Origin of the sequence: Mycobacterium basiliense (assembly GCF_900292015.1) — a bacterium.
Classification (GTDB): Bacteria; Actinomycetota; Actinomycetes; order Mycobacteriales; family Mycobacteriaceae; genus Mycobacterium; species Mycobacterium basiliense.
This window is the reverse complement of sequence record NZ_LR130759.1, coordinates 268,246-293,263: the sequence shown is the minus strand read 5'-3', so window position 1 is coordinate 293,263 and position 25,018 is coordinate 268,246. Positions and strand designations below refer to the sequence as shown.

Below are 25,018 nucleotides of genomic sequence, written 5' to 3'. Positions count from 1 at the left end.
GCCTGGAAGCCTGGTCTGCCATGATCGCTGCCCACCCCGCCCTGAAACGCGGCGGATCTCGGGTCGGCAGTCACGACACCCAGACCGCCGCGGTGGTAACTCAATAGGGGAAGCGGGCGATACGGTCGAGCAGGCCAATCTCCGCTGACAATCGCCGGATCTCACAACCGCCCGTTCCGCCGCGTCACCGGTCGCATAGCATCGCCGGTATCAGAACGAAAAACCCTGTTTTCGAAGGGAATTAACCGATGACGTACGTGATGACGCAACCGCAGCAGATGGCCGCCGCGGCCGCGAACGTGGACGGTATCCGGGCGGCGATCGCCGAGGCGAGCGCGGCCGCAGCGGGCCCAACCTCCGGTCTGGCCGCGGCGGCCGCCGACGAGGTGTCAGCGGCCGCCGCGACGCTCTTCGACGTGTACGCCAGGGAGTACCAAGCGGTCATCAACCAGGCGACCGCGCTTCATGACGCGTTCGGTCAGACGTTGGCCGCCGCCGGGACCGCCTACGCCGAGGCCGAGGCCGCCAATATGGCAGCGTTGCCGAGCGCGCTCAGCGGGGTCACCTCACCCATCCAGTCACTACTGGGCACGACCGCCAGCACCGCACCCGTGGCCGGCGGCCCAGCCGCAACACCATTGGCGGCCGTCTCTTACGACGTCGCCCTGATCATGAACGGCAGCGGCGCACCGATACCGTCGCAGGACTACATGGCCGCCGTTCGCCCGTTCATCACCGCCAACTTCCCGGTGACCGGCGCGTCCATCGGCCTCACTACACCTGAGGGCCTTTATCCGCTGACCCAGATCAAGGATCTGCCACTCACTCAGTCGGTCGACACCGGCGTAGAGATCCTGCACAACGCGCTGTTCGGTCCGCAAGGGCTGATCACCCAGGACAATAACGTTGCGGTTCTGGGCTACTCGCAAAGCGCCGCTCTCTCCTCGCTGGAGATGCGCCACCTCGCGGCCCTCGGCAGCCCCAACACGGACAACCTCAGCTTCACGATGCTGGGTAATCCGATGGCACCCAACGGCGGTCTGCTGTCGCGTTTCCCCGGTCTATCCATGCCGGCCGTGGGTCTGGAGTTCTACGGGGCGACACCGTCGAACACGGGCTACCCGCTCGCCCAGTACACCCTTCAGTACGACGGATACGCCGACTTCCCTAAGTACCCGATCAATTTCCTGGCGGACCTCAACGCATTTTTGGGCATCCAATTCGTGCATGGCAACTACCCGGGCCTAGATCCGAACAACCTTCCCGCGGGCTACAACCTGGTGGAATTGCCGGTGTCTCCGACCAATAACGGCCTCGAGCACTACTACATGATCACCTACCCGGGTCTTCCACTACTGGAGCCGCTGCGCGCAATTCCCGTGATCGGCAATCCGCTGGCGGACCTCGTCGAACCGGATCTGACGTATCTGGTCAACCTTGGCTACGGCGACCCGCACTATGGCTATTCAACGGGGTACGCCGATGTGCCCACGGCGTTCGGGCTGTTCCCCGAAATCAACCCGATTGCCTTTGCCGGCGACATGGTCAGCGGCGCCCGGCAGGGCATGACGGCCTTCGTCAACGACCTCCAGGCCATGGCGCCACCGTCGTTGCCCAGTTTTTCGCTGCCAGACCTGACGTCGACGGGCGGCTCGTCGATTCCGTTTGCGCTGCCCGGCGTCCCCGCGGCGACCGGTTCCCCTGTCGACGGCATCATTGACGCCCTCAAGGCGGCCAACACCACGTTCACCAACGTCATTACGAATGTGGCCGCCGACAGCTACGCCATTGCGTTGCCGACCGCGGACATCATCAACACCATGGTGACCACCATCCCGTCCTACAACGTCAACCTCTTCTTGGACGGAATCCAGCACTTCGCCAACGGCGACCCAGCGGGGCTCATTAACGCGATCGGCTATCCGATCGCGGCCGACGTGGCGCTGTTTACCCTAGCCGGTGGTTTCGAGACGATTGTCGCCCTGGACACGGCGGAAGCGATCATCGAAGACATCGCCGACGCCTTCTAACCGCATCGTCGCATCGAGCGGCGTGCCGCGCGGAGTCGCGGCAGGCGAAGCTTACGGCTCGAGCACGACTTTCCCGAGCACACCGCCGTCGGCGAGGCTCTGCAGTGCCGCCTGAGCTTCGGACAACGGATAGCGCTGTGGCGGAGGCGGCCTGAGGCCACGAGAGACCAAGTGGTTAAGGCCCCAGGAAAACAACCCCGCCGAGCCCGGAACTCGATTGAGGTATTCCCCCCACGCGACGCCCAGCACGCCGATATTGCGAATCAATAGCCGGTTCACCGCGAGCGTTGGGATGCTGCCAGCGGCAAAGCCGATGACTAGCAGCTTGCCGTCGACCGCCAGCACCCTAATCGCGTCCTCGAAGCTGGAACCTCCGATTGGATCGACCACGATATCCACGCCGCGCCCGGCAGTGTGCTCGTGCACCTGCTGGACCCAGCCGTCCGCCAACGGAATTACCTCGTCAGCGCCGAGCGACCCGACATAGTCCACCGCGCCCTCTCGGTGCACCACGGCGATGACTCGGCCCGCGCCCATCGCCTTGGCAATCTGGACGGCAGCCGTGCCTACCCCGCCAGCGGCACCGAGCACCAGCACGGTGTCCCCCGGCCGCATCGCGGCGCGTCGGGCCAGCGCGAAGTACATGGTGTTGTAGTTGACCAGCAACGACACCGATTCCGCGTCATCGAGCTCGACCGGGCTGCGCACCACGTTGGTAACCGGGACCGCCACTTGCTCGGCATAGCAGCCCAACACACCGAACGCCGAAACCCGCTCGCCCACACGGAAGCCGGATCGTGGCGGAGCGGAACGGACCACCCCGGCGGTTTCCAGCCCGGGCACGAACGGCGGCGGCAGCTTCAGCTGATACTCACCCTTGCTCAATAGCAGGTCGGGAAAGCAAACTCCGGCTGCCCGAACATCGATGATGATGCTTTTGCCATCATCGGCAACATCATCGACCTCGGTATAGACGATGCCGGACGGGCCGGAAAGCTCTTCTACCACACAAGCTTTCATGTAGCTACAGCTTGAAGCCAGCTTTTTGCACGTTGGACAGATCGGTGATCTCGCCCCACTGCGCCGCGACATCCTGCACCGAAGGCGGTGTGTGGAAGTTGGCCCCGTCGTTCTGAAAAAGCGCGACCCGCTGCACCTTGCCACCACCGACGACAAACACCGACGCGTTGTCACCACACTCCTCGGTGCACAGATAGGCCACCACCGGCGCCACGTACTCCGGAGTGAGCTTTTCCAGCACCTCGGCCGGCATGATGTCCTGGGTCATCCTGGTCGCCGCGATTGGGGCGACGGCATTGGAGTGAATGTTGTACTTGGCGCCCTCTAACGCAAGCGTGTTGATCAGGCCGACCAGGCCAAGCTTGGCCGCACCATAGTTGGTCTGACCGAAGTTGCCGAACAACCCGCTGGTGGAGGTGGCGACGACAACCCGCCCGTAGTTCTGCTCGCGAAAGTGCGGCCAGGCCGCGCGGATCACGTTGTATCCGCCGTACAGATGGACCTTGAGCACCGCGTCCCAGTTTTCGAACGACATCTTGTGAAAGGTGCCGTCCCGCAAGATGCCGGCGTTGCTGACCACACCGTGCACGGAACCGAACTCATCGAGCGCCGTCTTGATGATGTTCGCCGCGCCCTCCTCGGTGGCGACGCTGTCATAGTTGGCGACCGCACGACCACCCGCGTCCCGAATCTCGGCGACAACCTGGTCGGCCATCGCCGATCCCGCGCCGGTTCCGTCGCGGGCTCCTCCGAGGTCATTGACCACCACGGAGGCCCCCTCCTTGGCGAGCGTGAGGGCGTATTCGCGGCCCAATCCCCCGCCGGCTCCGGTGACGACGACGACGCGATCCTGCACTCCAGGCATCAGGTTCCTCTCTGTTAACACGATTAAGGTCGGCCCGGCGCTCGGCCGGGTCGTGTGGGCATGGGCCTCAGGCTAGAACAGCCTGCGAGCCAGCTTGAAGGCCCGCTCGGTGTAGGGCGGGTAGATGAAGCTCGACAGGTCGGGGCGGGTCGGTTTGGTCAACACCGACTTGCGGTGGCTGAACTCATCGAATCCCCATTTGCCGTGATAAGCACCCATGCCCGAAGCGCCGACGCCACCAAACGGCAGCTTGGCAGTCGACACCTGGAAAGCAAGGTGGTTGACCAGCATGCCCCCCGCCGGCACCTCCTGGATCACCCGCTCGCGGGTTTCCCGCGAGCGGGTGAACAGGTAGGCCGACAATGGCTTGGGCCGCGAGTTCACGAACGCGATCGCCTCATCCACCGACTTGACGGTGAGCACCGGCAGGATCGGCCCGAAAATCTCATTTGACATCAGTGGGCCGTTTGGGTCGGGGTCCACGACGACAGTCGGCTGAATGCGCAAACTCGACGCCGCGCACTTGCCACCGACGGCAACCTTGCCCCTGCCGTCGGCTTCGGCAGCGCTGATGTAACCGCTCAGTCGGTCGAACTGGCGCTGGTTGACGATGCGCAGCCCGTTCGGGTCATCCTGAGCGCGGAACCGGTTGACGGCCACACCGATCTTGTCCACGAGTTCGTCGCGAATCGTTGCATCGGCCAACACGTAGTCGGGGGCCACGCAGGTCTGGCCGCCGTTGAGTAGTTTGATCCAGGCGATCCGCTTGGCCGCGACATCGATGTCCGCGTCGGCGGTGACGATCACCGGGCTCTTCCCGCCGAGCTCGAGCGTGACCGGAGTCAGATGAGGCGCTGCGCCTTGGTACACCTTGCGACCGATCTCGGTACCGCCGGTGAACATCACCCGGTCCAAGCCCTGCGCAATCAACTCCTGGCTGACCATGCCGTCACCCTCGATCACCGCGATCGCGTCGCGGTCGAGATAGCGCGGCACCAACTCAGCCATCAAATGCGATGACGCCTCGGCGATTTCCGAGGGTTTGAGGATGACGGCGTTTCCGGCGGCGATCGCCCCGACCGCAGGACCCAGCGTCAAATAGAACGGGTAATTCCACGCACCAATGATGAGCACCGTGCCATAGGGCTCGTACTGGACCCAGCCACGGCCGGGCAGCTGTGGCGCCTCGAGCAGCACGTATTTGCGGCGCATCCACCGGCGCACCCTCTTCACTGCGTACTTCGCTTCGGCGGTCGTGGTTGCGATGTCGGCGATAAATGCCTCAACCGGGTTGCGGTCCAGATCCTCGGCGAGCGCCTTGGCGATCTCGTCCTCGTTCTCTTCCATCAACCTCTGCAACTGCAGCAGTTGCTGCTTGCGCCACTCGACACTGCGGGTACAGCCGGTGGCGAATGTCCTGCGTAGTCGGGCCACTGTTGCGGCGACATCGGTTGGCTTCGAAGCGTCGGACTTGCCCGCGGCGGGTGCGGCTGCGGCCTCTACGGTCTCGAGTTCCTGAGCTTTAGGTGCAACCGATTCGGTGGTCATCGTTGTCCTTCCTTACCCGGAAGTGCCCACGCTACGTCGCGTGGCCGCACACCGGGTGATAACCGCGATCCTAGTCATCCGGCTAGCAGCGCAATAGGAAAGATCCGACCCGATCTTGAGCGGGCGCTACAGCACCCGGCCAGCCCAGCTGCAGACGGTCACCGCTTGGCCGCTGTCACGAAGCGGTTGGCGAACGGCCGATCCGCCAACGGCGGCGTACGACCCAGGCGCACCGTCTCCTCGTCCGCCTCCACCGATTCGGTGACCCATCCGTGCGTGGCGAACCACCGGGCAGGATCAGGCCGGCCTTCGTCGTTAAACCACAGGTCGAACGGGTCGAACGAGGTGGACTCGCCGCGCGCCTCCCGCCGGGCACGCAGCTGGGCCCATTTCTGCTCAGCCTCCCGACGCCGCCCGTCGTCGACCCCGAAAATCTCCACCGCCACCCGGCTGCCCGGTCCGCTCAGGGTGTCGACCGATGCGAACATGGCGTGCTGCGCGGCCGCCGGCAGAAACGGCAACAGACCCTCGGCCAGCCAGGCCGTGGGGCGGGTCGGGTCGAAACCGGCGTCACGCAGTGCTTTGGGCCAGTCGTGGCGTAAGTCGACGGGCACCGATCGTCGATCTGCGATCGGGATGGCGCCGTGACTGGCCAGCGTCTGCTCCTTGTATTCCAACACCTTGGGCAGATCGATCTCGTACACGGTGGTGTTGGCCGGCCAATCCAACCGGTAGGCCCGGGAGTCAAGACCGGCGGCCAGGATCACCACTTGCCGAATTCCGGCCGCGGTTGCCTCGACGAAGTAGGCGTCGAAGAAGTGGGTGCGTACCGCCTGGTAGTCGATCATTTGCTGGGAGTCGACGGTGAAATCGGGGTCCGCCTCGACCCCATCGTCGTTCGGCTCCGGAGCCCACCAGACGGCAACCTGTTCCCGTACCTCCGCCAGCTCGGGCGTGGAGACCAGCGGCTCGGCGAACTCATCCCTGATCAGCGGAGAGTCGGTGGCGGTCTCGGCGGCACGGGCCAACGCGACCATGACCGCGGTCGCTCCGACGCTGGTCGCGATGTCCCAGGAGTCGTCCGCGGTGCGCGGCATTACAACCGCTCCGCGGTCACAAATTCCGAATATGCCTGCTTGTCGTCCGCCATAGGCACGCCCTCGACCCAACGCCCCACCCGGCGCATTTCGTCGCTCGCGTTTTGGCCGGCCGCCCGCCAGCCGTGCTCGTTGAGCCAGTCAGCGAGAACGGCTCGATCCGGGTCGTTGTAGATCAGCTCGTGTACATCGATGGTCTGTTCCAGACCGAGCGCCTCGGCGACCTTCCGGAATCGCTCCCGCATTTCTTGTCGCCGCTCATCGGCGTGGTTGCCGGCGGTTTCGGCGGCGATACGGCTACCCGCGGCACTGAGCTCACCGATCTGGGTGAACAGCCGATCTTGAGCCTCCGCGGGCAGATACATCAACAAACCCTCGGCCAACCACGCGGTCCGCGCGGTGGGGTCGAAGCCGGCGGCACGCAGGGCGACCGGCCAGTCCTGACGCAAATCGATGCGCACTTCGCGGCGATCGGCCGTGGGAGTTACGCCGTGTTCCGCCAGCGTTGCCGACTTGTAGGCCAGCACCTGCGGCTGATCGATTTCATACACGGTGGTGCCGGCCGGCCAGTCGAGCCGGTAGGCGCGGGAATCCAGTCCCGACGCCAGGATCACCACCTGCCGTACCCCGGCGGCCACCGCGCCGGCAAAGTAGGTGTCGAAAAAGTTCGTCCGCACCGCCTGATAACCACGCATGTGGGCGACGGTGGCGGCGGTTTCGGCGTCGAGAGCCTCGACCTTGGCCACCATCTCCTCGTCGAGCATCGCTTCCCAGATGACCCCGGCGTTCGCGTTGGTCACCAGCAACTTCGCGTACGGGTCGCGGATCAGCGCGTCGGGCTGATTGGTCTCGACGGCCCGAGCCGCAGCCACCATGACTGCGGTGGCGCCGACGCTGGTTCTGATGTCCCAGGTGTCGTCATGGGTACGCACCGTGCTCATCGCGTCCTCCCGGTCTTTCGTGAGTCAGTCAGTGAGTGCCGCTCGTAGCAGCGTCGTCGTGATCGCCTCGTCGGACAAATCCTCGGGGACCGGCCGGCCAAGCCGCGCCATCTCTTCGATGTTGCCCACGCCATGCACCTGCCAGCCATGGTCGACCAGCCATTCGCCCGCATCCGCACGACCGGGCTCGTGATAGGTCAGTGCTTCAATGTTGACATCAAGGCCGAGACGATCACGCATGCGATTCCAGCGGTGCGTATTGCCTTTGGTGCTCATGTTGAACGCCTCGACAGCGACTTGACTGCCGGACACGCTGTGCGCCGTGAGCACTTCGAAAAGTCGATCCTGGGCGTCACTGGGCAGGTAGGCCAGCAACCCTTCGGCCAGCCAGGCGGTCGGTCGGGTCGGGTCGAAGCCGGCGTCCGTTAACGCGGCCAGCCAGTCGTCGCGTAAATCCACTGCCACCGCACGCCGTATCGCCGTCGGAACCACGCCGTGTGATTGGAGAATCCCTGCCTTGTACTCCAACACCTTTGGTTGGTCGATCTCATAGACCACCGTGCCCGACGGCCACCTCAGCCGGTAGGCCCGCGAGTCCAGTCCGGCGGCAAGGATCACCACTTGCCGGATTCCGGTGCCCACCGCGGCCTCGAAATACTCATCGAAGAAATGCGTCCGCACCGCCTGGTAGTCACAGCCGATCCGGTGCAGCCGTTGGCCGTGCCGGTCGCCGTCCAGCCAGGCGATGTCGGGGTCGGCCAATTGGGTCCATGCCGGGCCGGCCGGCGACACCAGGATGGCGGCGAACTCGTCACGGACCAACGGATTGGGGCTGGCAGTTTCCACGGCACGAGCGGCCGCGACACCCAACGCGGTGGCGCCCACACTCTCCGTGATGTTCCAGCTGTCGCCGTCGGTGCGCACGGAGCGAAGGTCGTCGAGATCAGTCATGTCCCGACCATGCTACCTAGTAAGTTAGGCAATCTATACTCTTTGTGGGCCACGTCACGCCGGACACGTCGCCACTGCCCCCGACTAGGCCCGCGGCCTCCACAGCGTGCCACCCATCAACTGGCCCAGCGCCGCGATGATGTCCTCCATCTCCCGGTAGCTGCCCACAAAGCCGGCATAGAAACCCACCCCACACAGCACCAGCAACAAGGCCTCGGCCAGTGGACCGGCTTCGACGTCGGTATTGAGTTCTCCCCGCTCGATGGCATCGCTGACGGCCGAGAGTAAGTAGCCGCGGCTGATACTTACCGCGTCGTTCTGCCCCTGCTTCAGTTCCGGATGACGCTGCGACTCCAACACCGCGGTCGCCAGAAACGCTGCGGTGCAAGGATTCTTGGCGTCGGCGTCCATGGCCACCTTGATGAATGCCGCAATCTGCTCGATCAGCGTGTTCTCGTGTCGAGCCCGCTCCATCCCAGCGGCAACCACAAGTTCGTTGGTTTGCGCCATCACTTCCCGATAGAGGGTCCGCTTGCTATCGAAATAGTGATTGATCGCCGGGCGCGTCAGATCGGCGCGCACCGCGATGCTCTGGAAGGTCGCCCCGTCGTAGCCGCGTTCGCTGAATACCTGACGAGCGGCGCGGACGATGCGCCTTCGGGTGTCGTCAGCTTTTGTGGCTGGAGGACGCCCCGGACGGCGTGTGGCCATGATCGGCATTATCGAAGTGTCCCATCGCTTTGGTGTGGCATCAGCGCGTTTTGTGGGATGCTACGGAACTTGCCCGTTCGATAGTCCTCGAGTGCCTCGATGATTTCGGCGCGGGAGTTCATCACGAAGGGTCCGTAATGAACGACCGGCTCCCGGATCGGTCGCCCACCCAGTAGCAGCACGTCAAACATCGTTCCGCGATACCGATCGGGCGTGGACTCGGCGGCCAGGCCAATCCGATCCCCGCTGCCCAGCACGGCCAATTGACCCTGGCGGATGGGGTGCCCGAGCGGACCCACAACGCCGTGACCAGAGAGAACATACACCAACGAATTAAAATCACGCTGCCACGGAATGCTAAGCCGTGCACCACGTTCGATCGTCGCGTGCGCCATCGTGATCGGCGTGTGGGTGATTCCAGGTCCGCGGTAGCCGTCGATCTCACCGGCGATAATGCGGACCAGCGCCCCGCCGTCACCCGAAGCGACCAACCTGACATCGCCGCCTTCGATTGCCTGGTACCGCGGTGGCGCGAACTTGTCTTTCCTCGGCAAATTCACCCACAACTGAATGCCGTGAAATGTGCCGCCGCTATTTATGGTATCGACAGGCGGAGTTTCGATGTGTAGTATGCCGGACCCGGCGGTCATCCACTGTGTTGCACCATCGGTGATCAGGCCACCACCGCCGTGCGAATCCTGGTGCGCGAATTTTCCGTCGATCATGTATGTGACGGTTTCGAAACCGCGATGCGGATGCCAGTCGGTGCCGCGCGGCTCTCCGGGCTGGTACTCCACCTCGCCCATCTGGTCCATATGCACGAACGGGTCCAGTGCGGTGGTGCTGACGCCGGCGAACGCCCGTACGACCGGAAAGCCTTCACCCTCGTAGCCACGCGGGCCGGACGTGATCGATCGCACCCGTCGTTCGGTGTCGCCCGGACCCGGCAACCCCAAGCGGGGCAAGGTAATTGTGTCTGCGGTTACTGCGGGCATGGACGCCTCCTCAACTTCGGTCCATCGATACAACCGGACCAGAGTCCGTTTATTCCCACTGTCATACGATGGCCAAATGCCTGTGAGGTCCGCGTCGTGAGCAAACGGAGACCTAACACCCAACACCCAAGGGAGGCCCCGGCCGCGTCGGCGGGCGGACGGTTCGGGGCATCGATTCGCAATGCGGGTTACCTCCGCAAGTGGTTCCTGCTTGGCATCATCATCGGCGCCATTGCGGGGCTCGGAGCGGTCGTCTTTTATCTCGCTCTGAGATACACCGGCGAGTTTCTGCTCGGCTATTTGGCCGACTACCACATACCGACTCCGGTGGGTGAGGGCGGCAACCGCGGATCCACCAGTTTTGTGCGTCCGTGGGCGATCCCGCTGATTACTACCGGCGGAGCGCTGGTGTCGGCGTTCATCGTGGCCAAGTTTGCGCCGGAAGCCACCGGTCACGGCACCGACGAAGCCATCGAAGCGGTCCACACCAATCCGCGGGCCATCCGCGGCCGGGCGGTGCTGGTGAAAATGGTGGCCAGCGCCTTGACGATCGGCTCGGGTGGTTCCGGCGGGCGGGAAGGCCCTACGGCGCAGATTTCTGCCGGTTTCTGTTCGTTGCTGACGCGTCGGCTGGGGCTGTCCGACGAGGACGGCAGGATCGCGGTGGCGCTGGGCATCGGCGCGGGTATCGGTGCCATTTTCGCCGCACCGCTGGGTGGCGCGGTGCTGGCCGCCTCGATCACCTACCGCGATGACTTCGACTACCAAAACCTGCTGCCCGGTTTTATCACTTCGGGAACGGCATACGCGGTGCTCGGCGCCTTCATGGGCTTCGATCCGCTGTTCGGCTACATCGACGCCGAGTACCGCTTCGAGAAGGCGGGGCCGCTGTTGTGGTTCGTGGTGATCGGCGTGGTCGCCGCCGCCGCGGGCTACCTCTACGCACGGATATTCCATGCGTCGGTGGCACTGACTCGCCGGCTTCCCGGCGGACCAGTGCTCAAACCGGCCATCGGCGGTCTGCTGGTCGGGTTGTTGGGACTGTTGATTCCCCAGATCTTGAGCAGCGGCTACGGCTGGGCACAGCTGGCCTCCGATCGGGGTGCACTCATGGGAATCCCGTTGTGGATCGTCGTCGTTTTGCCGATCGCCAAGATCGTTGCGACGTCGCTGTCGATCGGCACCGGGGGCTCCGGTGGATTGTTCGGACCTGGAATCGTGATCGGCGCCTTCGTGGGCGCGGCAATCTGGCGGCTCGGTGAGCTGTCCGGCTTACCGGGGGTACCCGACGCACCGGGAATCTTTGTTGTGGTGGCGATGATGACCTGCTTCGGCAGCGTCTCGCGCGCCCCGCTGGCGGTGATGATTATGGTCGCTGAGATGACCGGCTCGTTCTCGGTGGTGCCGGGTGCCATTCTGGCCGTCGGGATCGCTTCGCTGCTGATGTCGCTGACCAACGTCACCATCTACGAGGCGCAGCGCCTGAATCGTGAGACCGCCGAAGCCGAACGCGCGGAAAGATCGGCCGCGGGCGACTGACCCAACAGCCCCACCGCGGCGGCCGCATCGTGCTTGGCGCACTGCGGGGGTGACGCCCGGCCGAGCCGCGCCCCTTCTTCTACAGCGAACCGATATTCTGCACCGGCAGCCGCGGGCCACGGCGAGGTTCGCGGGCCAGCCCGCTGGCTTCGAGCAACCGCACCACCCGGTGGCGGTGCGGGCGCATGGGTTCCAGCAGTTCGAGCATGCCGGCGTCATCGACCGGACGGCCCAGCAGCGTCCAGCCGATCATTTTCGGAATGTGGTAGTCACCCACCGAGATCGCGTCGGCGTCACCAAACGCCCGTTGCACGGTCTCGGCGGCAGTCCACACCCCCACGCCGGGAAGCGACACGAGCGCTTCCCGGGCCTGCACCGCGGTGCGCGACGCCAACCGCTCCAGCGAGGCCGCCCGCTGCGCGCAACCCGCCACCGTGCGCGCCCGCCCCGGGTCCACATTGGCGCGGTGAAACTCCCAGGACGGGACCGCTCGCCACGCATCGGCAGACGGCGGCACCCGCATCCCGACCGGTGCCGGACCGGGGGCCGGGGTCCCAAACCTCGTGACCAATAGCCGCCAGGACCGAAACGCCTCCGCACCGGGAACCCGCTGCTCGATGACCGCCGGAATCAGGGCTTCCAGCACCCGCCCGGTGCGGCCCACCCGCAGATGGGGCAGCCGTCGGTGCGCGGCAACAACGGTCGGATGCTGCGGCACAAAGTCCGACGCGTCGTCGTCGGCACCAAGTAGCGCGGGCAACGTCTCGACAAACTCCTGGGCACCACTGCCCCAGACCGCGCAATGGGCCGCATCAGGTGCACAGCGGCTGATCCGGGCGGTGACGGGTCCCGACGCCAGCAAGCTGGTCCGCCAGATGGAGCCGTCCCCCGGGACCCGAAAGCACGGATCCCCGCGGCCCCGGCGAAGGGGCGCCAAGCAGTGCCCGAACCCCGCCGCCCCAGCGAACGTGATCGTGCGCTCTATCTCCACCTGAGATCTCCGTAAACCCGATGGTCCGGTCGATTGACCGCAAACTGGCTTCCACGACAGGATGGCCTATGTGATGACGCCGTGATGACTCCGTTCGACGATCCGCAGGCCGAACTGGCCTGGATGTTCTTGCAGAGCATGGCCGAGGGCGGGGATCTCGACGAAGGCTTCGCTTTGCTCAGCGACGACTTCACCTACTGGAGCATCATCACCCGTTCCGCCTTCGGCAAGCGGACGCTGCGCCGAGCGGTTGAGCAGCGCAAAAAGGTCTTCGAAGTCACCATCGATCTGCTCCGTTGCGTCAACGAGGGAGAAACGGTGGTGATCGAGGGCGAATCGGACGGCACCACCGCCGAAGGCGTCCACTACAGCAGCCCGTTCGTGTGCATCTTCGAAACGCGTGACGGCCTGATCGTCTCGCTACGCGAATACAGCGATACCCAATCGTTGGCCGAAGTGTTCCCGGTGGGCGGTGCTACCGCGGCACCACGCTGATTTCGGCCTTGTTGGGGTAGAAAGCCACGTGCCCGGCGATGGCCGACACCGCGGGATACGGCTGCTCATATGTCCAGATCGCGTCCGCGACGGTGTCGCCGGCAGCGGTGGTCACGCTGAAGTAGCTGGCATCGCCCTTGAATGGGCAGTAGGTGCTGGTGTCGGTGCGCGTCAGCCGGTCTTGCACCACATCAGATAGCGGAATGTATTGCACCGCAGGCAAAGTGGCTTCACGCAATTCCAACGCCGCCGTGGTGTCCGCGACGAGTTCGCCGTTGACCCGAACCTGTACCCGCCCCTTGGTCGGTTCGATGGTGATGGGATGACCGGCACTGGGTTCTTTGACTTCCGGGTGGCTCATGGTTGACCTCCTTAGACGCGGGTGCCTAGTGCAACGCCGGCCGGCGATCGAGACTTCCCATATTCGCGCAGCGGTTGGATTAGCCAGCGACGTCCTCGGTGCGGTGTCGAGCCGTCCGCATCACGACCCAGAACCGGGCGGCCTCTCGGATAGATTCCTCGACGGGGCGCGGTTGCCAGCCCAATTCGCGCACGGCCTTGCTGTGGTCGACGTCGGCTTCGGCGCGCATCATCCGCACCGACTCCAGGCTCAGTTCGGCATCTTTGCCGGTCAACCTTGCCCGCAGGCTGCCCAACGCACCCAGGACATAGAGCATCGGTGCCGAGATCGACCGCCGCGGCGGCGGCACCCCAGCCTCGTCGGCGGCGATCCGCACCACGTCTCTCAACGCGATCATCCGCTCGGAGACAAGATAGCGCTCGCCGTTGCGTCCGCGTTCGGCCGACAGGATCATCGCCCGCGCGGCGTCGTCGACACCCACCGCTTCCAGCTTGATGCCGTTCATCAGGAACGGCAGCTTGCCGAAGACCGCGCCGGCAATGAAGGCGCCGTGTGGGGTGCGGCCCCAGTCGCCGCTGCCGTAGGTCGTCGACACGCACATCGCCACCGCGGGCAACCCATGCTGCGCGACATAGCTCATGACGAGATCTTCAGCTTGAACCCGGGATTGGACATAGGACGAAACCCGGCGGGAGCCGATCCGGTCGTCCTCGGTCGCCACATGCCCAGGTCGACGATCCACGGTCGAGTAACTGCTGGTGAACACGAACCGATGCAAGTCTGCGCTCTTGGCAACGTCGAGGACATTGCGCAGGCCTTCGACATTGGTGCGAAAAAGCGGCGACGGGTCACGTAGCCAGGCGCGAGTGTCGACCACGCAGTAGTACACGTCGTCGCAGCCAGCCATCGCTTCGCGCAGCGCGGGCGTGTCGAAGATGTCGCCGTGGAATCGAGTGACCGGCAGGTCGTCGATGCTGCGGGTGTAGGCGGTGGGCCGCACCATCACCCGTACTTGCGCGCCATCCTGGACGAGCAAACGGGTCACATGTGAGCCGAGAAAGCCATTGGCGCCAATGACGAGCTTGGGTTTGGTGCTCATTGCGAGCCGCCGTATTGCTGCATCCACCGGGCCGCGTCTTCGTCGAGTGTGCCCAGTTCGTGGGCCTTTTGGCACCATCTCAGCCCGGCCCGCAGGAAACGCAGCGGGTTGTAGATGTCTTCTTGCCGGCGCCACTGGCCCGACCCGGCATAGGTGATGATCGAGATGTTGGTCGCGCCGATCACGGTGCCGTCGCCGGGGTCGCGCATCGGGTTGTCCAGCTCCATGATGATCCGCCCGGTGGATTCGTCGATCACCGACCACAATGCCGGGAACTCCATCATGTGACTGCCGGGGAAGGTTGTCATCGTGCGTTGGATCCAGGCGCGCACCTGCTCGCGGCCGTGCATGGTGCCGGCAGCATGTTCGATGTACTCCACGTCCGGCGTGTACTGCGCCACCCAGGCGTCCCAGTCGCGTGATTGCGCGGCTCGGGCGACCGTATCCTCGAACTTCTCGAAGGCCGCCGCCAGCTCGCTACGAGAGAACTCTGACCCGCTCACCCGGCGACCGTAAATCTGCTGGTTGAGCGAATTTTGTTGCCGGCCATGGCTGGCATCGCAGCGTTACACCCCATCGCCGGAGTGTAGCCTGGGAACGACTTGGGTCCCCGGGGTCCCTGGGACGTCCGGGCCGGCTAGGAGGACGAAATCCATGACGAACACGCAAAAGGCGATCCTCGCCGGCGGCTGCTTCTGGGGAATGCAGGACCTGATCCGCAAGCAGCCCGGTGTGGTGTCGACACGAGTCGGCTACAGCGGCGGCGACGTCCCCAATGCGACGTATCGCAATCACGGCACGCATGCCGAGGCGGTCGAAATCGTCTTCGACGCCCAAACCACCGATTACCGCACGCTGTTGGAGTTCTTCTTCCAGATCCACGATCCGACAACGCCGAACCGTCAGGGCAACGACCGGGGTACCAGCTACCGGTCGGCAATTTTCTATGCCGACGACGAGCAGCGGCGAATCGCGCTGGACACCATCGCCGACGTCGAGGCGTCGGGCTTGTGGCCCGGCAAGGTGGTGACCGAGGTGAGCCCGGCAGGCGATTTCTGGGAGGCCGAGCCCGAACACCAGGATTACCTGCAGCGCTACCCCAACGGGTACACCTGCCACTTCATCCGGCCGGGCTGGCAGTTACCGCGACGCGCTGACGCTAGCCGCTGAGTGCGGGGCGATTCCGCGCTGAGGGCCGTGTCGCAGCGAAAGGTTTAGGACCTGTACTCGGCGCCGCCACCGCGGGCTCGATCGAGCGCCGGGCCCGAGCGGGCCGGCGGCCTCAGCGACGCCGCACCACAACCCGTCCACCGTCTTTGGGGGTGTAGGCCACACCCCGGCAATGTCTCCGTTCTCCGGGGGCGGTGGTCGTCTCGATAGTGAAGTGCTGCAACACCGTGCGCAGCACCACATCCATTTCCATGTTGGCAAACGCCGCCCCCACGCAGCGCCGGGTGCCACCACCGAACGGGATCCAAGCGAACGCGGATGGTTTGGTTGCGATGAACCGCTGCGGGTCGAAACGTTCCGGGTCGGGAAATATCTCCGGGCTCTCGTGTATGTGTGCGATGTTGACCATGATCGATCGCCCGCGCGGAATGACCCACTCACCGAGTTGGTAGACCTCCGGGTAGACGCACCGAGCCGCGAAATCAATGACCGTACGGGCCCGCTGGACTTCCAGAATCGTTGCTTGACGCAGCTCGCCGCCGCCGCTATCAGCCTCCTCAACCAGGCGCGACAGCACATCGGGATGGCGACTCACCCGCTCGAACGCCCAGCCGAGGGTGGCCGCGGTGGTTTCGTGCCCGGCGGCCAGCAACGTAAGAAGCTCGTCGCCGATGTCCTTGCGCGACATGCGTGACCCATCGTCGTAGGTGCTACGCAGCATTAGTGCGAGCACATCGGTGCGATCCGCGAAGTTGGGGTCGGACCTTTCCCGGTCGATCAACCGGTCGATAACGAGGTCGTACTGGCGCCGGTACTCGGCCAGCCGGCCCCACGGGGTGTGCCGGCCATAGTCCCGTTTAGGCCCTGGCATCGCCGCTAGACGCGAGCCCAGCGTGACCCACGGCGGGATGATTCGGCGCAACTCCTCCAGTTCGGCGCCGTCGGCACCGAAAACGGCACGCAGGATGGCGTTGAGGGTAATGCGCATCATCGGCGCCAGCGTTGCCAGCGGCCGACCCTCCGGCCAGTTGGCGATTTCACGAAGGGTCTCTTCTTCGATGATGGCCTCGTAGTTCTTCATGCTCTTGCCATGAAACGGCGGCGCCAACAGCCGCCGACGCCGGCGATGATCGTCCCCGTCAAGCGCGAACACCGAACCCGAGCCGAACATCCGGCTCAAATTGGGCTGGATATTGCCGAGTTCATCGGGGCTGGTGGTGAAGATCTGTTTGGCCAGCTGCGGATCGCCGACCACGACAATGCTGCCGTAGACGGGAACGTTGAGCATAAAAGCGTTGCCATAACGGCGGGCCAGCCATCGCATCATCCCCCGCCGCGACATGGCAAAGGCCAATCCCTGCATCAGTTTCGGCAACCGGCTCGCCGGAGGCAATCTGACTGGGGGCGCTGGTGCAGCAACGGCGATCGGTTGGCTCATTGAGGTCGCTCCCAAACATCAGCCCAAGGAATCGGGGTGGTACTGCGGTGTACCGCATGCTTGTCCAGTACGGTACCCTTCGGTACCAAACCTGACAAGGCATCGCGATCACCGAAGGAGGCGCGCTCGTGACGGCAGTCGCTGGCGGCGCGGCAGTGACGATCGCACCTGACGCGTTTCGACTGCGACTGCTCGACGGTCTGGCCGCATCGATCGATGAGCGCGGCTACCGCGCAACCACCGTCGCCGATATCGTGCGGCACGCGCGGACGTCAAAGCGTACGTTCTACGACCGGTTTTCCAGCAAAGAGCAGTGTTTCCTCGAGCTGCTACTGGCCGACAACGAGAAGCTGGTCCAGGACATTGGAGCCGCGGTGGATCGCGAAGCCGACTGGCACGATCAGATCCGTCAAGCCGTCCAAGCCTATGTCAGCCACATCGAATCCAGGCCGGCCCTGACGTTGAGTTGGATCCGTGAATTCCCCTCCCTCGGCGCCGTCGCCTACCCCGTGCAGCGCCGTGGCATGGACCTGTTGACCAACCTGATCATCGAGCTCAGCGCCAGCCCCGGGTTCCGACGGGCCAACTTGCCACCGATGAATGCGCCACTGGCAGTGATCCTGCTGGGCGGTCTGCGGGAACTGACCGCGCTGACCGTCGAGGACAGAAAAGACATCCGTGAAATCGTCGCACCCGCGGTGGACGCGTCCATCGCGCTGCTCGGGCCTCGACATTGAGCCGACGCTAGGCCCGGGGACTAGGCTCGGTTGCCGACCGTGACCGTCTATCAGATCGGGGACTTGCGATGCGGCTATCGACCCGAAACCAGCTCAAGGGCACTATCACCGAGGTCGACCTCGGTAACGTGATGGCTATCGTGAAGGTTCAACTCGACGGCGGTGACCAGGTCGTCACGTCCTCGATCACCAAGGATGCGGCGGTCGAGCTGGGGCTTGCGGTCGGTCAGCCGGCGACGGTGTTCATCAAATCGACCGAAGTAACCATCGGCGTCGAGTAACCGACATGGTAGCCACCATGCGCGCCGAGCGCTTTTACTCGGAAACCAAAACTGTTGAGCTCGAAGATGTTCCAATTCCAGAGCCGGGCCAGGGCGAGGTGCTGGTCAAGGTCGCCTTCTGCGGAATCTGCCATTCGGACCTGAGCCTGATCAACGGGACGTTCCCGGCCCAGGCCCCGGTGGTGACGCAGGGCCATGAAGCGTCGGGGACCATCGCGAAACTTGGTCCCGGCGTTACCGGTTGGGCAGCGGGCGACCGGGTGGTGGTTGCCGCCGGACGGCCCTGCCAGACCTGCCCGAATTGCCTGCGCGGTGACGGGGTCAACTGCTTGCGGATCCAGTTGATGGCATTCGCCTACGACGGCGCGTGGGCCGAATACACGGTGGCCCAGGCCGCGGGACTGACTCGGGTGCCCGACAACGTCCCGCTGGAGCAGGCCGCCATTCTGGCCGACGCGGTTTCGACGCCTTTCGGTGCGGTGGTGCGCACCGGCAAGGTGGCGGTTGGCGAGTCGGTGGGAGTGTGGGGCGTGGGGGGTGTGGGCACCCACATCGTCCAGCTCGCGCGGTTGGTCGGCGCGGTGCCAGTGATCGCCCTCGACATCAATCCAGCCGTTCTGCAGCGTGCGCTGGAAATCGGCGCCGACTATGCGTTCGATTCCCGCGACAACGGGTTGCAGGACAAGATCGCGGAGATCACCGGGGGCCGCAAGCTGGATGTTGCTTTCGACGCCGTCGGCCTAAAAACGACGTTTGAGCAGGCACTCGACTCGTTGACCCCCGGCGGCCGGCTGGTCGGCGTGGGCATGAGCGCCGAGTCGCCGACCATTGGCCCCACCTCCATGTTCGGGTTGATGCGCAAGCAGGTGCTCGGTCACCTTGGCTACGAAAACGTGGACATCGAGACCCTGGCGAAGCTGGTTTCGCTTGGGCGCCTCGATCTTTCGCGGTCGATCAGCGAGGTCATCTCCCTCGAAGACCTGCCGTCCGGTATCGAAAAGCTGGAGCGCCAGGAGGGCAACCCGATCCGCATTCTCGTCCAGCCGTAGCGCGGCTACCGCCACCACTAGTCCGACAGTTTGTCAATGACGCCCCTGTCGGTGCGCGCCGGCATACGCTTCCGCACCCGGCGGTGGCTCGCGGCGCGGCTACGGGGCGTCCCTGGCCCGGCACTACAGCATCTATCGAGCGCTGACCGCACTGCTTCAGACCGAGCTGACCCACGGTAGCCCGGTCGCCGTGGAATCCAGCTGATGCGCGGGGCCTAGGTTCCAATCCGCAGAAAGGCGCGCAACCGGTCCAACACCAAATCGGGTCGCTGCTCGACGATCCAATGACCAACGCCGTCGACCAGCTCAACCTCGAAATCGCTTGCCCGATCCTGATATCCGCGCAGCAGTTGAGGCGTCAGCACGGGGTCACCGGTGCCGTGCAGCCAGCGCATCGGAACATCGACGCGAGCGTCGTCGTATTCGCCACGCAGCCAGCGCAGCATTTCGGTGGTTTGGAAGGTGCGATACCACCGCGAGCCAGCTACCGCGTGCCCTGGCGCTCGCATCCGATCGACATACAGCCGCACATCCTCCTCGGGCACCGTGAATCCGCTACCGACCCAGGACGCCAGCATGCGGAAGTAGCGGCCCTTGGGATCGGCAATCAGCCGTGGACCGATGACCGGCAGCGACATCGGTATTTGGTACCAAAACCGCCACATGTGGCGAACCATTCCGAGATCGCGACGTACCCATGGCGCCGAGGTATTCAGCCCGAAGAACCCGGTCACCTTCGCCGGATGACGCAACATCATGATGAACGCGACCGGTCCGCCCCAATCATGCGCGACGAGCCTGACCGACGTGACGCCCAACCGGTCCAGCACCGCCGCCAGATCGTCGGCCATGTCGCTCTTCAGATATCGCGAGCGCGGCGCTGAACTCCAGCCCGCGCCGCGCAAATCGGGGCACAACACCCGATAGCCGTCGGCGGCCAGCGGGCCGATCAGCTCGTGCCACTCCCACCAGTTCTCCGGGAACCCGTGCACCAGCATTATCGCCGGTCCGTCGGCGGGGCCGGCATCGGCGACGTGGATGGTGACACCGTCACCCAGGTCGACAAATCTGTGTTCGACGCCGTCCAGTGCGGGCAGGGTGGTCATAGTCGTCAACGTAGCTACTCACCGGCGGCTAGGCCAGGAACCGCTCGACATACGCGGCGAACCGGCCTCGCAGATCCTCCGCGGTCAGCCCGAACATCTCGTACGACGTTTCGACCCTGCCCAACCGGCCGCGCCGGTGGCCCGCCAGGTAGTCGACGACTGCTGCTCGCGCTAGCTCGGTGAAGGGTTCACCGGCCAGGTCGTATACCCGCTCGGCGACCCCGAGTTCGTCGGCCATGAAGTCGTCGAAGCGGATGTCGATCGAGCGCTCCGGGCCAATGGTGTCGCGATCGCGAACCAGCAAGGAAAGCATTTGTTCGAGCCGATCGAGCCAATACCGGGCGATCTGCTCCACCGGCACCGGGGAACGGTGCATGCGGGCGGAGTAGGTGATCATCGCGATCATGGACAGCGCCACCGGGACCGGATCGCGATGGGTGAACACCACGATGCTGTCCGGGAAAACCCGATTCAGTACCGGCACCTGTTCGAGATGCTGGGGCGACTTGAGCAGCCAGCGGCGCCCACCGCGCAAAAACTGCATCGCTTTAAGTTGCCGGGTGAGGTACCGGTAGTGCGGCGTCTGGTCATGGACCTGGTAGTAGTCTCGCCAGGCCGGGGCGTCGGCGAGCGTCTCGAACAGCATGGTGGAGAAGTCGTTGGCCAGCAGCTGAATTTCTTCGTGGACGTGATCGGTGGTCATCTCGTGCATCAGCGGGAAATGGGGCATCACGGTGTTGATGACACCGACCGCGACGTCCATCCGGGTGCGGCGCGGATCCGGCTCGACCCCGGCTTCGGCCGGTAGCGGAAACGGTTCGACGCTCTCCCAGTACGGCATGGTGCGAAACGTGGGCGGGGCCGCGAGCATGTTGTGCAAATGGGTGGTGCCGGTGCGGGGCAGACCGGCGATCACCACCGCCGGTTGCAATTGGATGTCGTCGATCTCGGGGTGCCGGCGCAGTAGGTCGGTCAACAGCAGCCGGTTCTTGAGCAGCTGCAGCAGCTGGCCGTAGAAGTTGACCACGCCGGCTGGGTGCAGCCCGTCGATGTCCCGCAGTGCGGCTAGGTAGACCTCGAGCCGTTCTCGGTAGTCTGCGGCGCCGAAGTCATGCAGTCCGGTGTCGGCGCTGGCGTTGGCGTGCAGGGCCGCGGCATCCAACGGACAGTTCGGACCCATCGCGGCCATCACATCGAGGATCTGCTGTGCCTCGGGGCTAAACCGCGGCCGGTTCAGGTCTTCGAGGAGCAAGCCCTTGGTCACATCGACTTATGTTACTCTTAGTTTCGTAATGGTAGTAGACTTCGGCCGACCTCGCGATCCCCGGATCGACAGCGCAGTGCTGCGCGCCACGGTGGAACTTCTCGCCGAAACCGGCTACTCCGGGTTGTTGGTCTCCGCCATTGCCGAGCGCGCCGGCACCAGCAAGCCCGCGATCTACCGGCGCTGGCCAAGCAAGGCCCACCTGGTGCACGAAGCGGTGTTTCCGGTCGGCGCCGCCACCGCGATTCCCGATACCGGATCGCTGACCGAGGATTTGCGTGAGATGGTGCGTCGCACCATGGCGGTCTTGAGCACGCCCGCCGCCCGGGCGGCACTGCCGGGGCTGGTCGGCGAGATGGCCGCAGACCCGACGCTGCACTCGGCGCTGTTACAGCGGTTCGGCGACATCATCGGCGGTGGCCTCGCCCGGCTGCTGGCGAAAGCCGCTGCCCGAGGTGAGATCCGGACCGAGGTGACCGCCACCGAACTCGCCGAAGCAATCGCCGGCCTCACCTTGATGGCGTTGCTCACACGGCGCACCGGGCGGGACGCCGAACTGGACGGCGCGTGGATCGATCGCACCACCACGTTGCTGCTGAACGGAATCCGGAAAGGAACCACCGCATGACCCACGAGTCGACCGCCGCATGGCGAGCGCTGCTGGCCGCCCTCGGCGAACTCGACAAGTCCTTCCTAGAGGGCGAGCGCGCGGTGACCGACGACCGCCACATCGCCGACGGCTACCGCATGCTGGCCGCGACCCTGGGCGTCGCGTTTGACGCCTACCTGTTCCCCGAGCCGGGTCGGCCACAGTTCGTCGCGGTCAACACGCCATTCCGTCGTGATCGTCGGTGGGGCGGGGACAACACCGACGCCTACTACTTCATGTGCCCGGTCGATCCGGCACGCCGCTACCGGATCAGCGGGAACAGGGGGGACAGCGTGTACTTCTCGGTGACCGCCTACAACGAACCAACACCGGGAGCGTGGTCGGACCGCATCGTTGCGATAGTCCGGGACAGCGACCTCGACATCGACGCCGTCGGCAACTTCTGCTTCGAATTCCCTCCAACGCCCGACGCCGCCGTGCTGATGACCCGCGACTACCAAGCCGACCCACTGACCGGTGCCCCGATCACCTGGCATATCGAGGCACTCGATGAGCCGGACCCGATACGACACGGCGACGCCCAGACCGCCACATCACTGCGGGCGGCCACCACCTGGTTGCGCACCATGTTCGCCATCATGCCGCTGGCGGTCGGAACGCGGGTTGACGATGCGCATGCGCTCGGACACCAGACCGCGCATACCGCCAATCAATTCGCCGACCCCTATCAAGTGCCCGACGCCAACTTCGGCTGGTCGGCGCGAGATGCCTGCTATTCCTATGGCAGCTTCATGCTCGACGACGACGAAGCGCTGGTCATCACGCACCGACCGCCGTCGTGCAGATTCTGGAACCTGGTGGTGTGGAACCAGTTCATGGCCACCTACGGCGCCGCCGAAGGCCCCGACGCACGTTGCTCCATCAATGGCCATAGCGCCGTGGCAAACAGCGACGGCTCGGTGACCGCAGTCCTGGCCGCCGCCCGGACCGCACATCCGAATTCCCTGACCACGCTAGGCTATCCGCGTGGCAACCTAGCCTTCCGGTGGTTTCTCCCCGCCGGCGTGCCCACACGACCCGACGTGCAACTCGTGCAGCTGTCGGACGCGCCGACCGAACCGCTCTAGGCCTCGCGGACCAGTTCGATGGCCCGGCCCAAGGTGGCCAGCTTGGCATCCAATGTGTCTCCCGCGGGATACAACCGCACGGTGTGCACACCGCAATCGCGCCACACCGATAAGCGGGCACGGACCATCTCCTCGGTACCGACAAGCGTGGTGGCCAGCACCATCTCGTCGGTAACCAACGCCGCCGCGGCCTCCCGTTCACCGCGCTGCCACCGCTCACGTACCGCGGCAGCAACCTCCGCCCAGCCTTGCCGGCCATAGGCCCGGTTGTAGTAGTTCGTGCTTGCCGAACCCATCCCGCCGAGGCTGAACGCTAGCTCCGTTTTCCGGGCCGCCAGCATGTCGCGCAGTTCATCCTCGTCGGAGGCGAACGCGACCTCGGCGCCCTGGCAGATATCGATGTCAGCGCGGGTGCGTCCGGCGGCGGCCAGGCCCTCGTCGAGGTGGGCGAAGTAGGCGTCGGCGGCTCCCTCCGGGACAAAGCTGGTGCCCAGCCAGCCGTCCGCGACCTGCCCGGTCAATCGCAGCATCGCCGGCGACAAGGCGGCCAGGTAGATCGGAATCGGGTGTTGGGGGCGCGTCGACAAGCGCATCGGCACCCCTTCTCCGCCGGGGCGGGGGATCTGAAACTCACTGCCGGAGTAAAAGATTTTGCCGCCGTGGAAGACCTGCCGCACGATGTCGACGGTTTCTCGCATCCGGGTCAACGGCCGGCTGAACCGCGTCCCGTGCAGGCCCTCGATCACCTGCGGACCGGATACGCCCAAACCCAGCAGAAAACGTCCGGTGGACAGGTTCGACAAGGTGATCGCGGTTTGGGCGACCGCGATCGGCGACCGGGTACCGATTTGCAGGATTCCCGAGCCAAGCAGCATCCGCCGGGTTCGGGCCGCCAGGTAGCCCAGCGCCGAGGGTGCATCGCTACCCCAGGCCTCGGCGACCCAGCAGACGTCCAAACCCAGCCTCTCCGCCTCGACAACGAACTCCACAACATCGGCGGCCTCAGCGGATAGCTCAACCGTCGTAGCGGTCCGCACTACCGCACCCCGTGTTCAGCCAACCTTTTGATCGCGGCCAGGGTCTTGTCGATGGCAGCCTCGAACTCTCGCAGCCGCACAAAGACGATTTTTTGTTCCTGGTCGGGCATCGCGTCGATGGCGGTCGACAGCCCCGAACGGCCCGGTCCCATTTGGGTCCGGTAGGTCAGGGTGGTGCCACCGTCACGGGGGGTGAGCAGAAAGCGCCACAGCGACGCCGGGTAGTTGGGTTCACCTACCGCCCAAGCGAATTCGCGCGGCTGATCAAAGCTGACAATCTGGGAAGTGCTGCGCCACTGCCCGAACGCGTCGTGTTCGTTGTAGCCGACGAACCGGGCCCCGACTCGGGGTCCGGTGGCTCCCTCGATCCATTCCACCGCCTGCAGCTCGTTGCTGAGTGTCGGCATCAACTCAATATCCGCAACCAGACTCCAGACCCGTTCGGGGTCCGCGTCGATCCACGTCGATGCTTCCACCGTTGGCTTGTCCGCATAGCGCGCCCCGGTCCACTCCACGGGGACCATTGTCCTCCTGTTTGGCCGGTTGGAGCGGACCG

At 64.9% G+C, this 25,018-nt stretch carries 26 protein-coding genes; 9 read left to right on the top strand and 17 right to left on the bottom strand.

The genetic code is table 11. The features are described from left to right. Positions 1-248 precede the first annotated feature (248 nt). Positions 249-2,030, top strand: a complete 1,782-nt coding sequence (locus tag MB901379_RS01375) for a PE family protein (RefSeq protein WP_158014973.1) — start codon at positions 249-251, stop codon at positions 2,028-2,030. 51 nt (positions 2,031-2,081) lie between these two features. On the opposite strand, the gene MB901379_RS01370 is transcribed toward MB901379_RS01375, so the two are convergent. The 8 genes from MB901379_RS01370 to MB901379_RS01335 form a co-directional block, all read right to left on the bottom strand. After that, entirely contained in the window at positions 2,082-3,050 is a 969-nt protein-coding gene (locus MB901379_RS01370) for an NADPH:quinone oxidoreductase family protein (RefSeq protein ID WP_158014972.1), read from the bottom strand. Between the two features lie 4 nt (positions 3,051-3,054). After that, the gene (locus MB901379_RS01365; RefSeq protein WP_158014971.1) at positions 3,055-3,915 is read right to left on the bottom strand and encodes an SDR family oxidoreductase; all 861 of its coding nucleotides are present in this window, start codon (positions 3,913-3,915) and stop codon (positions 3,055-3,057) included. Positions 3,916-3,987: 72 nt separating this feature from the next. After that, entirely contained in the window at positions 3,988-5,463 is a 1,476-nt protein-coding gene (locus tag MB901379_RS01360; protein WP_158014970.1) for an aldehyde dehydrogenase family protein, read from the bottom strand. Between the two features lie 158 nt (positions 5,464-5,621). Next, complete coding sequence (locus tag MB901379_RS01355; protein ID WP_158014969.1) at positions 5,622-6,560, bottom strand: class I SAM-dependent methyltransferase; 939 nt, start codon at positions 6,558-6,560, stop codon at positions 5,622-5,624. After that, a complete protein-coding gene (locus MB901379_RS01350; RefSeq protein WP_158018868.1) occupies positions 6,560-7,492 on the bottom strand; it encodes a class I SAM-dependent methyltransferase in 933 nt (310 codons plus the stop codon). Before MB901379_RS01350 ends, MB901379_RS01355 begins: the two co-directional genes overlap by 1 nt. Positions 7,493-7,525: 33 nt before the next feature. After that, on the bottom strand, positions 7,526-8,452 hold the full coding sequence (locus MB901379_RS01345; protein WP_158014968.1) for a class I SAM-dependent methyltransferase: 927 nt from the start codon (positions 8,450-8,452) through the stop codon (positions 7,526-7,528). Between the two features lie 84 nt (positions 8,453-8,536). Then, the gene (locus MB901379_RS01340) at positions 8,537-9,172 is read right to left on the bottom strand and encodes a TetR/AcrR family transcriptional regulator (protein ID WP_158014967.1); all 636 of its coding nucleotides are present in this window, start codon (positions 9,170-9,172) and stop codon (positions 8,537-8,539) included. Continuing rightward, the gene (locus tag MB901379_RS01335; protein WP_158014966.1) at positions 9,172-10,158 is read right to left on the bottom strand and encodes a pirin family protein; all 987 of its coding nucleotides are present in this window, start codon (positions 10,156-10,158) and stop codon (positions 9,172-9,174) included. Before MB901379_RS01335 ends, MB901379_RS01340 begins: the two co-directional genes overlap by 1 nt. A gap of 96 nt (positions 10,159-10,254) precedes the next feature. Here MB901379_RS01335 and MB901379_RS01330 point away from each other — a divergent pair, with 96 nt between their 5' ends. After that, positions 10,255-11,697 carry a chloride channel protein gene (locus MB901379_RS01330; protein WP_158014965.1) on the top strand — a complete coding sequence of 481 codons (1,443 nt, stop codon included), beginning with the start codon at positions 10,255-10,257 and terminating at the stop codon, positions 11,695-11,697. Between the two features lie 79 nt (positions 11,698-11,776). Here MB901379_RS01330 and MB901379_RS01325 read toward each other — a convergent pair whose 3' ends face one another. Continuing rightward, the gene (locus MB901379_RS01325; RefSeq protein WP_158014964.1) at positions 11,777-12,688 is read right to left on the bottom strand and encodes a DNA-3-methyladenine glycosylase family protein; all 912 of its coding nucleotides are present in this window, start codon (positions 12,686-12,688) and stop codon (positions 11,777-11,779) included. 84 nt (positions 12,689-12,772) lie between these two features. Here MB901379_RS01325 and MB901379_RS01320 point away from each other — a divergent pair, with 84 nt between their 5' ends. Beyond that, entirely contained in the window at positions 12,773-13,183 is a 411-nt protein-coding gene (locus MB901379_RS01320) for a nuclear transport factor 2 family protein (protein ID WP_158018867.1), read from the top strand. Here MB901379_RS01320 and MB901379_RS01315 read toward each other — a convergent pair. The 3 genes from MB901379_RS01315 to MB901379_RS01305 all read right to left on the bottom strand — a co-directional run bounded on the left by MB901379_RS01315 (position 13,164) and on the right by MB901379_RS01305 (position 15,146). Continuing rightward, entirely contained in the window at positions 13,164-13,544 is a 381-nt protein-coding gene (locus MB901379_RS01315; protein WP_158014963.1) for a DUF427 domain-containing protein, read from the bottom strand. The two genes, MB901379_RS01320 and MB901379_RS01315, sit on opposite strands and share 20 nt — an antisense overlap. 79 nt (positions 13,545-13,623) lie before the next feature. Further along, complete coding sequence (locus MB901379_RS01310) at positions 13,624-14,643, bottom strand: NAD-dependent epimerase/dehydratase family protein (protein WP_158014962.1); 1,020 nt, start codon at positions 14,641-14,643, stop codon at positions 13,624-13,626. Then, entirely contained in the window at positions 14,640-15,146 is a 507-nt protein-coding gene (locus MB901379_RS01305; protein WP_158014961.1) for a nuclear transport factor 2 family protein, read from the bottom strand. Before MB901379_RS01305 ends, MB901379_RS01310 begins: the two co-directional genes overlap by 4 nt. A 151-nt stretch (positions 15,147-15,297) precedes the next feature. Here MB901379_RS01305 and msrA point away from each other — a divergent pair, with 151 nt between their 5' ends. After that, entirely contained in the window at positions 15,298-15,813 is a 516-nt protein-coding gene (msrA, locus tag MB901379_RS01300; RefSeq protein ID WP_158014960.1) for a peptide-methionine (S)-S-oxide reductase MsrA, read from the top strand. 112 nt (positions 15,814-15,925) lie between these two features. Here the strand turns inward: msrA and MB901379_RS01295 are convergent, their stop codons facing one another. Continuing rightward, the gene (locus MB901379_RS01295; protein ID WP_158014959.1) at positions 15,926-17,251 is read right to left on the bottom strand and encodes a cytochrome P450; all 1,326 of its coding nucleotides are present in this window, start codon (positions 17,249-17,251) and stop codon (positions 15,926-15,928) included. A 128-nt stretch (positions 17,252-17,379) separates the two neighbouring features. Here MB901379_RS01295 and MB901379_RS01290 point away from each other — a divergent pair, with 128 nt between their 5' ends. The 3 genes from MB901379_RS01290 to MB901379_RS01280 all read left to right on the top strand — a co-directional run bounded on the left by MB901379_RS01290 (position 17,380) and on the right by MB901379_RS01280 (position 19,318). Next, positions 17,380-17,988 carry a TetR/AcrR family transcriptional regulator gene (locus tag MB901379_RS01290; protein ID WP_158014958.1) on the top strand — a complete coding sequence of 203 codons (609 nt, stop codon included), beginning with the start codon at positions 17,380-17,382 and terminating at the stop codon, positions 17,986-17,988. Between the two features lie 68 nt (positions 17,989-18,056). After that, complete coding sequence (locus MB901379_RS01285; protein WP_158014957.1) at positions 18,057-18,269, top strand: TOBE domain-containing protein; 213 nt, start codon at positions 18,057-18,059, stop codon at positions 18,267-18,269. 5 nt (positions 18,270-18,274) lie between these two features. After that, a complete protein-coding gene (locus MB901379_RS01280; RefSeq protein WP_158014956.1) occupies positions 18,275-19,318 on the top strand; it encodes a zinc-binding dehydrogenase in 1,044 nt (347 codons plus the stop codon). A gap of 215 nt (positions 19,319-19,533) precedes the next feature. On the opposite strand, the gene MB901379_RS01275 is transcribed toward MB901379_RS01280, so the two are convergent. Continuing rightward, complete coding sequence (locus tag MB901379_RS01275) at positions 19,534-20,424, bottom strand: alpha/beta fold hydrolase (RefSeq protein WP_158014955.1); 891 nt, start codon at positions 20,422-20,424, stop codon at positions 19,534-19,536. 28 nt (positions 20,425-20,452) lie between these two features. Continuing rightward, complete coding sequence (locus tag MB901379_RS01270; protein WP_408632347.1) at positions 20,453-21,613, bottom strand: sulfotransferase family protein; 1,161 nt, start codon at positions 21,611-21,613, stop codon at positions 20,453-20,455. A gap of 103 nt (positions 21,614-21,716) precedes the next feature. Here MB901379_RS01270 and MB901379_RS01265 point away from each other — a divergent pair, with 103 nt between their 5' ends. Both MB901379_RS01265 and MB901379_RS01260 read left to right on the top strand, forming a co-directional pair. After that, a complete protein-coding gene (locus MB901379_RS01265) occupies positions 21,717-22,316 on the top strand; it encodes a TetR/AcrR family transcriptional regulator (protein ID WP_158014954.1) in 600 nt (199 codons plus the stop codon). Further along, positions 22,313-23,425, top strand: a complete 1,113-nt coding sequence (locus MB901379_RS01260) for a DUF1214 domain-containing protein (RefSeq protein WP_158014953.1) — start codon at positions 22,313-22,315, stop codon at positions 23,423-23,425. Before MB901379_RS01265 ends, MB901379_RS01260 begins: the two co-directional genes overlap by 4 nt. On the opposite strand, the gene MB901379_RS01255 is transcribed toward MB901379_RS01260, so the two are convergent. Then, positions 23,422-24,462: an LLM class flavin-dependent oxidoreductase gene (locus MB901379_RS01255; RefSeq protein WP_158014952.1), complete on the bottom strand. Its 1,041-nt coding sequence runs from the start codon at positions 24,460-24,462 to the stop codon at positions 23,422-23,424. The genes MB901379_RS01260 and MB901379_RS01255 overlap by 4 nt on opposite strands. Next, positions 24,462-24,986, bottom strand: coding sequence for an SRPBCC family protein (locus MB901379_RS01250; protein WP_158014951.1), 525 nt, complete (start codon positions 24,984-24,986; stop codon positions 24,462-24,464). Before MB901379_RS01250 ends, MB901379_RS01255 begins: the two co-directional genes overlap by 1 nt. Between the last annotated feature and the right edge of the window lie 32 nt (positions 24,987-25,018).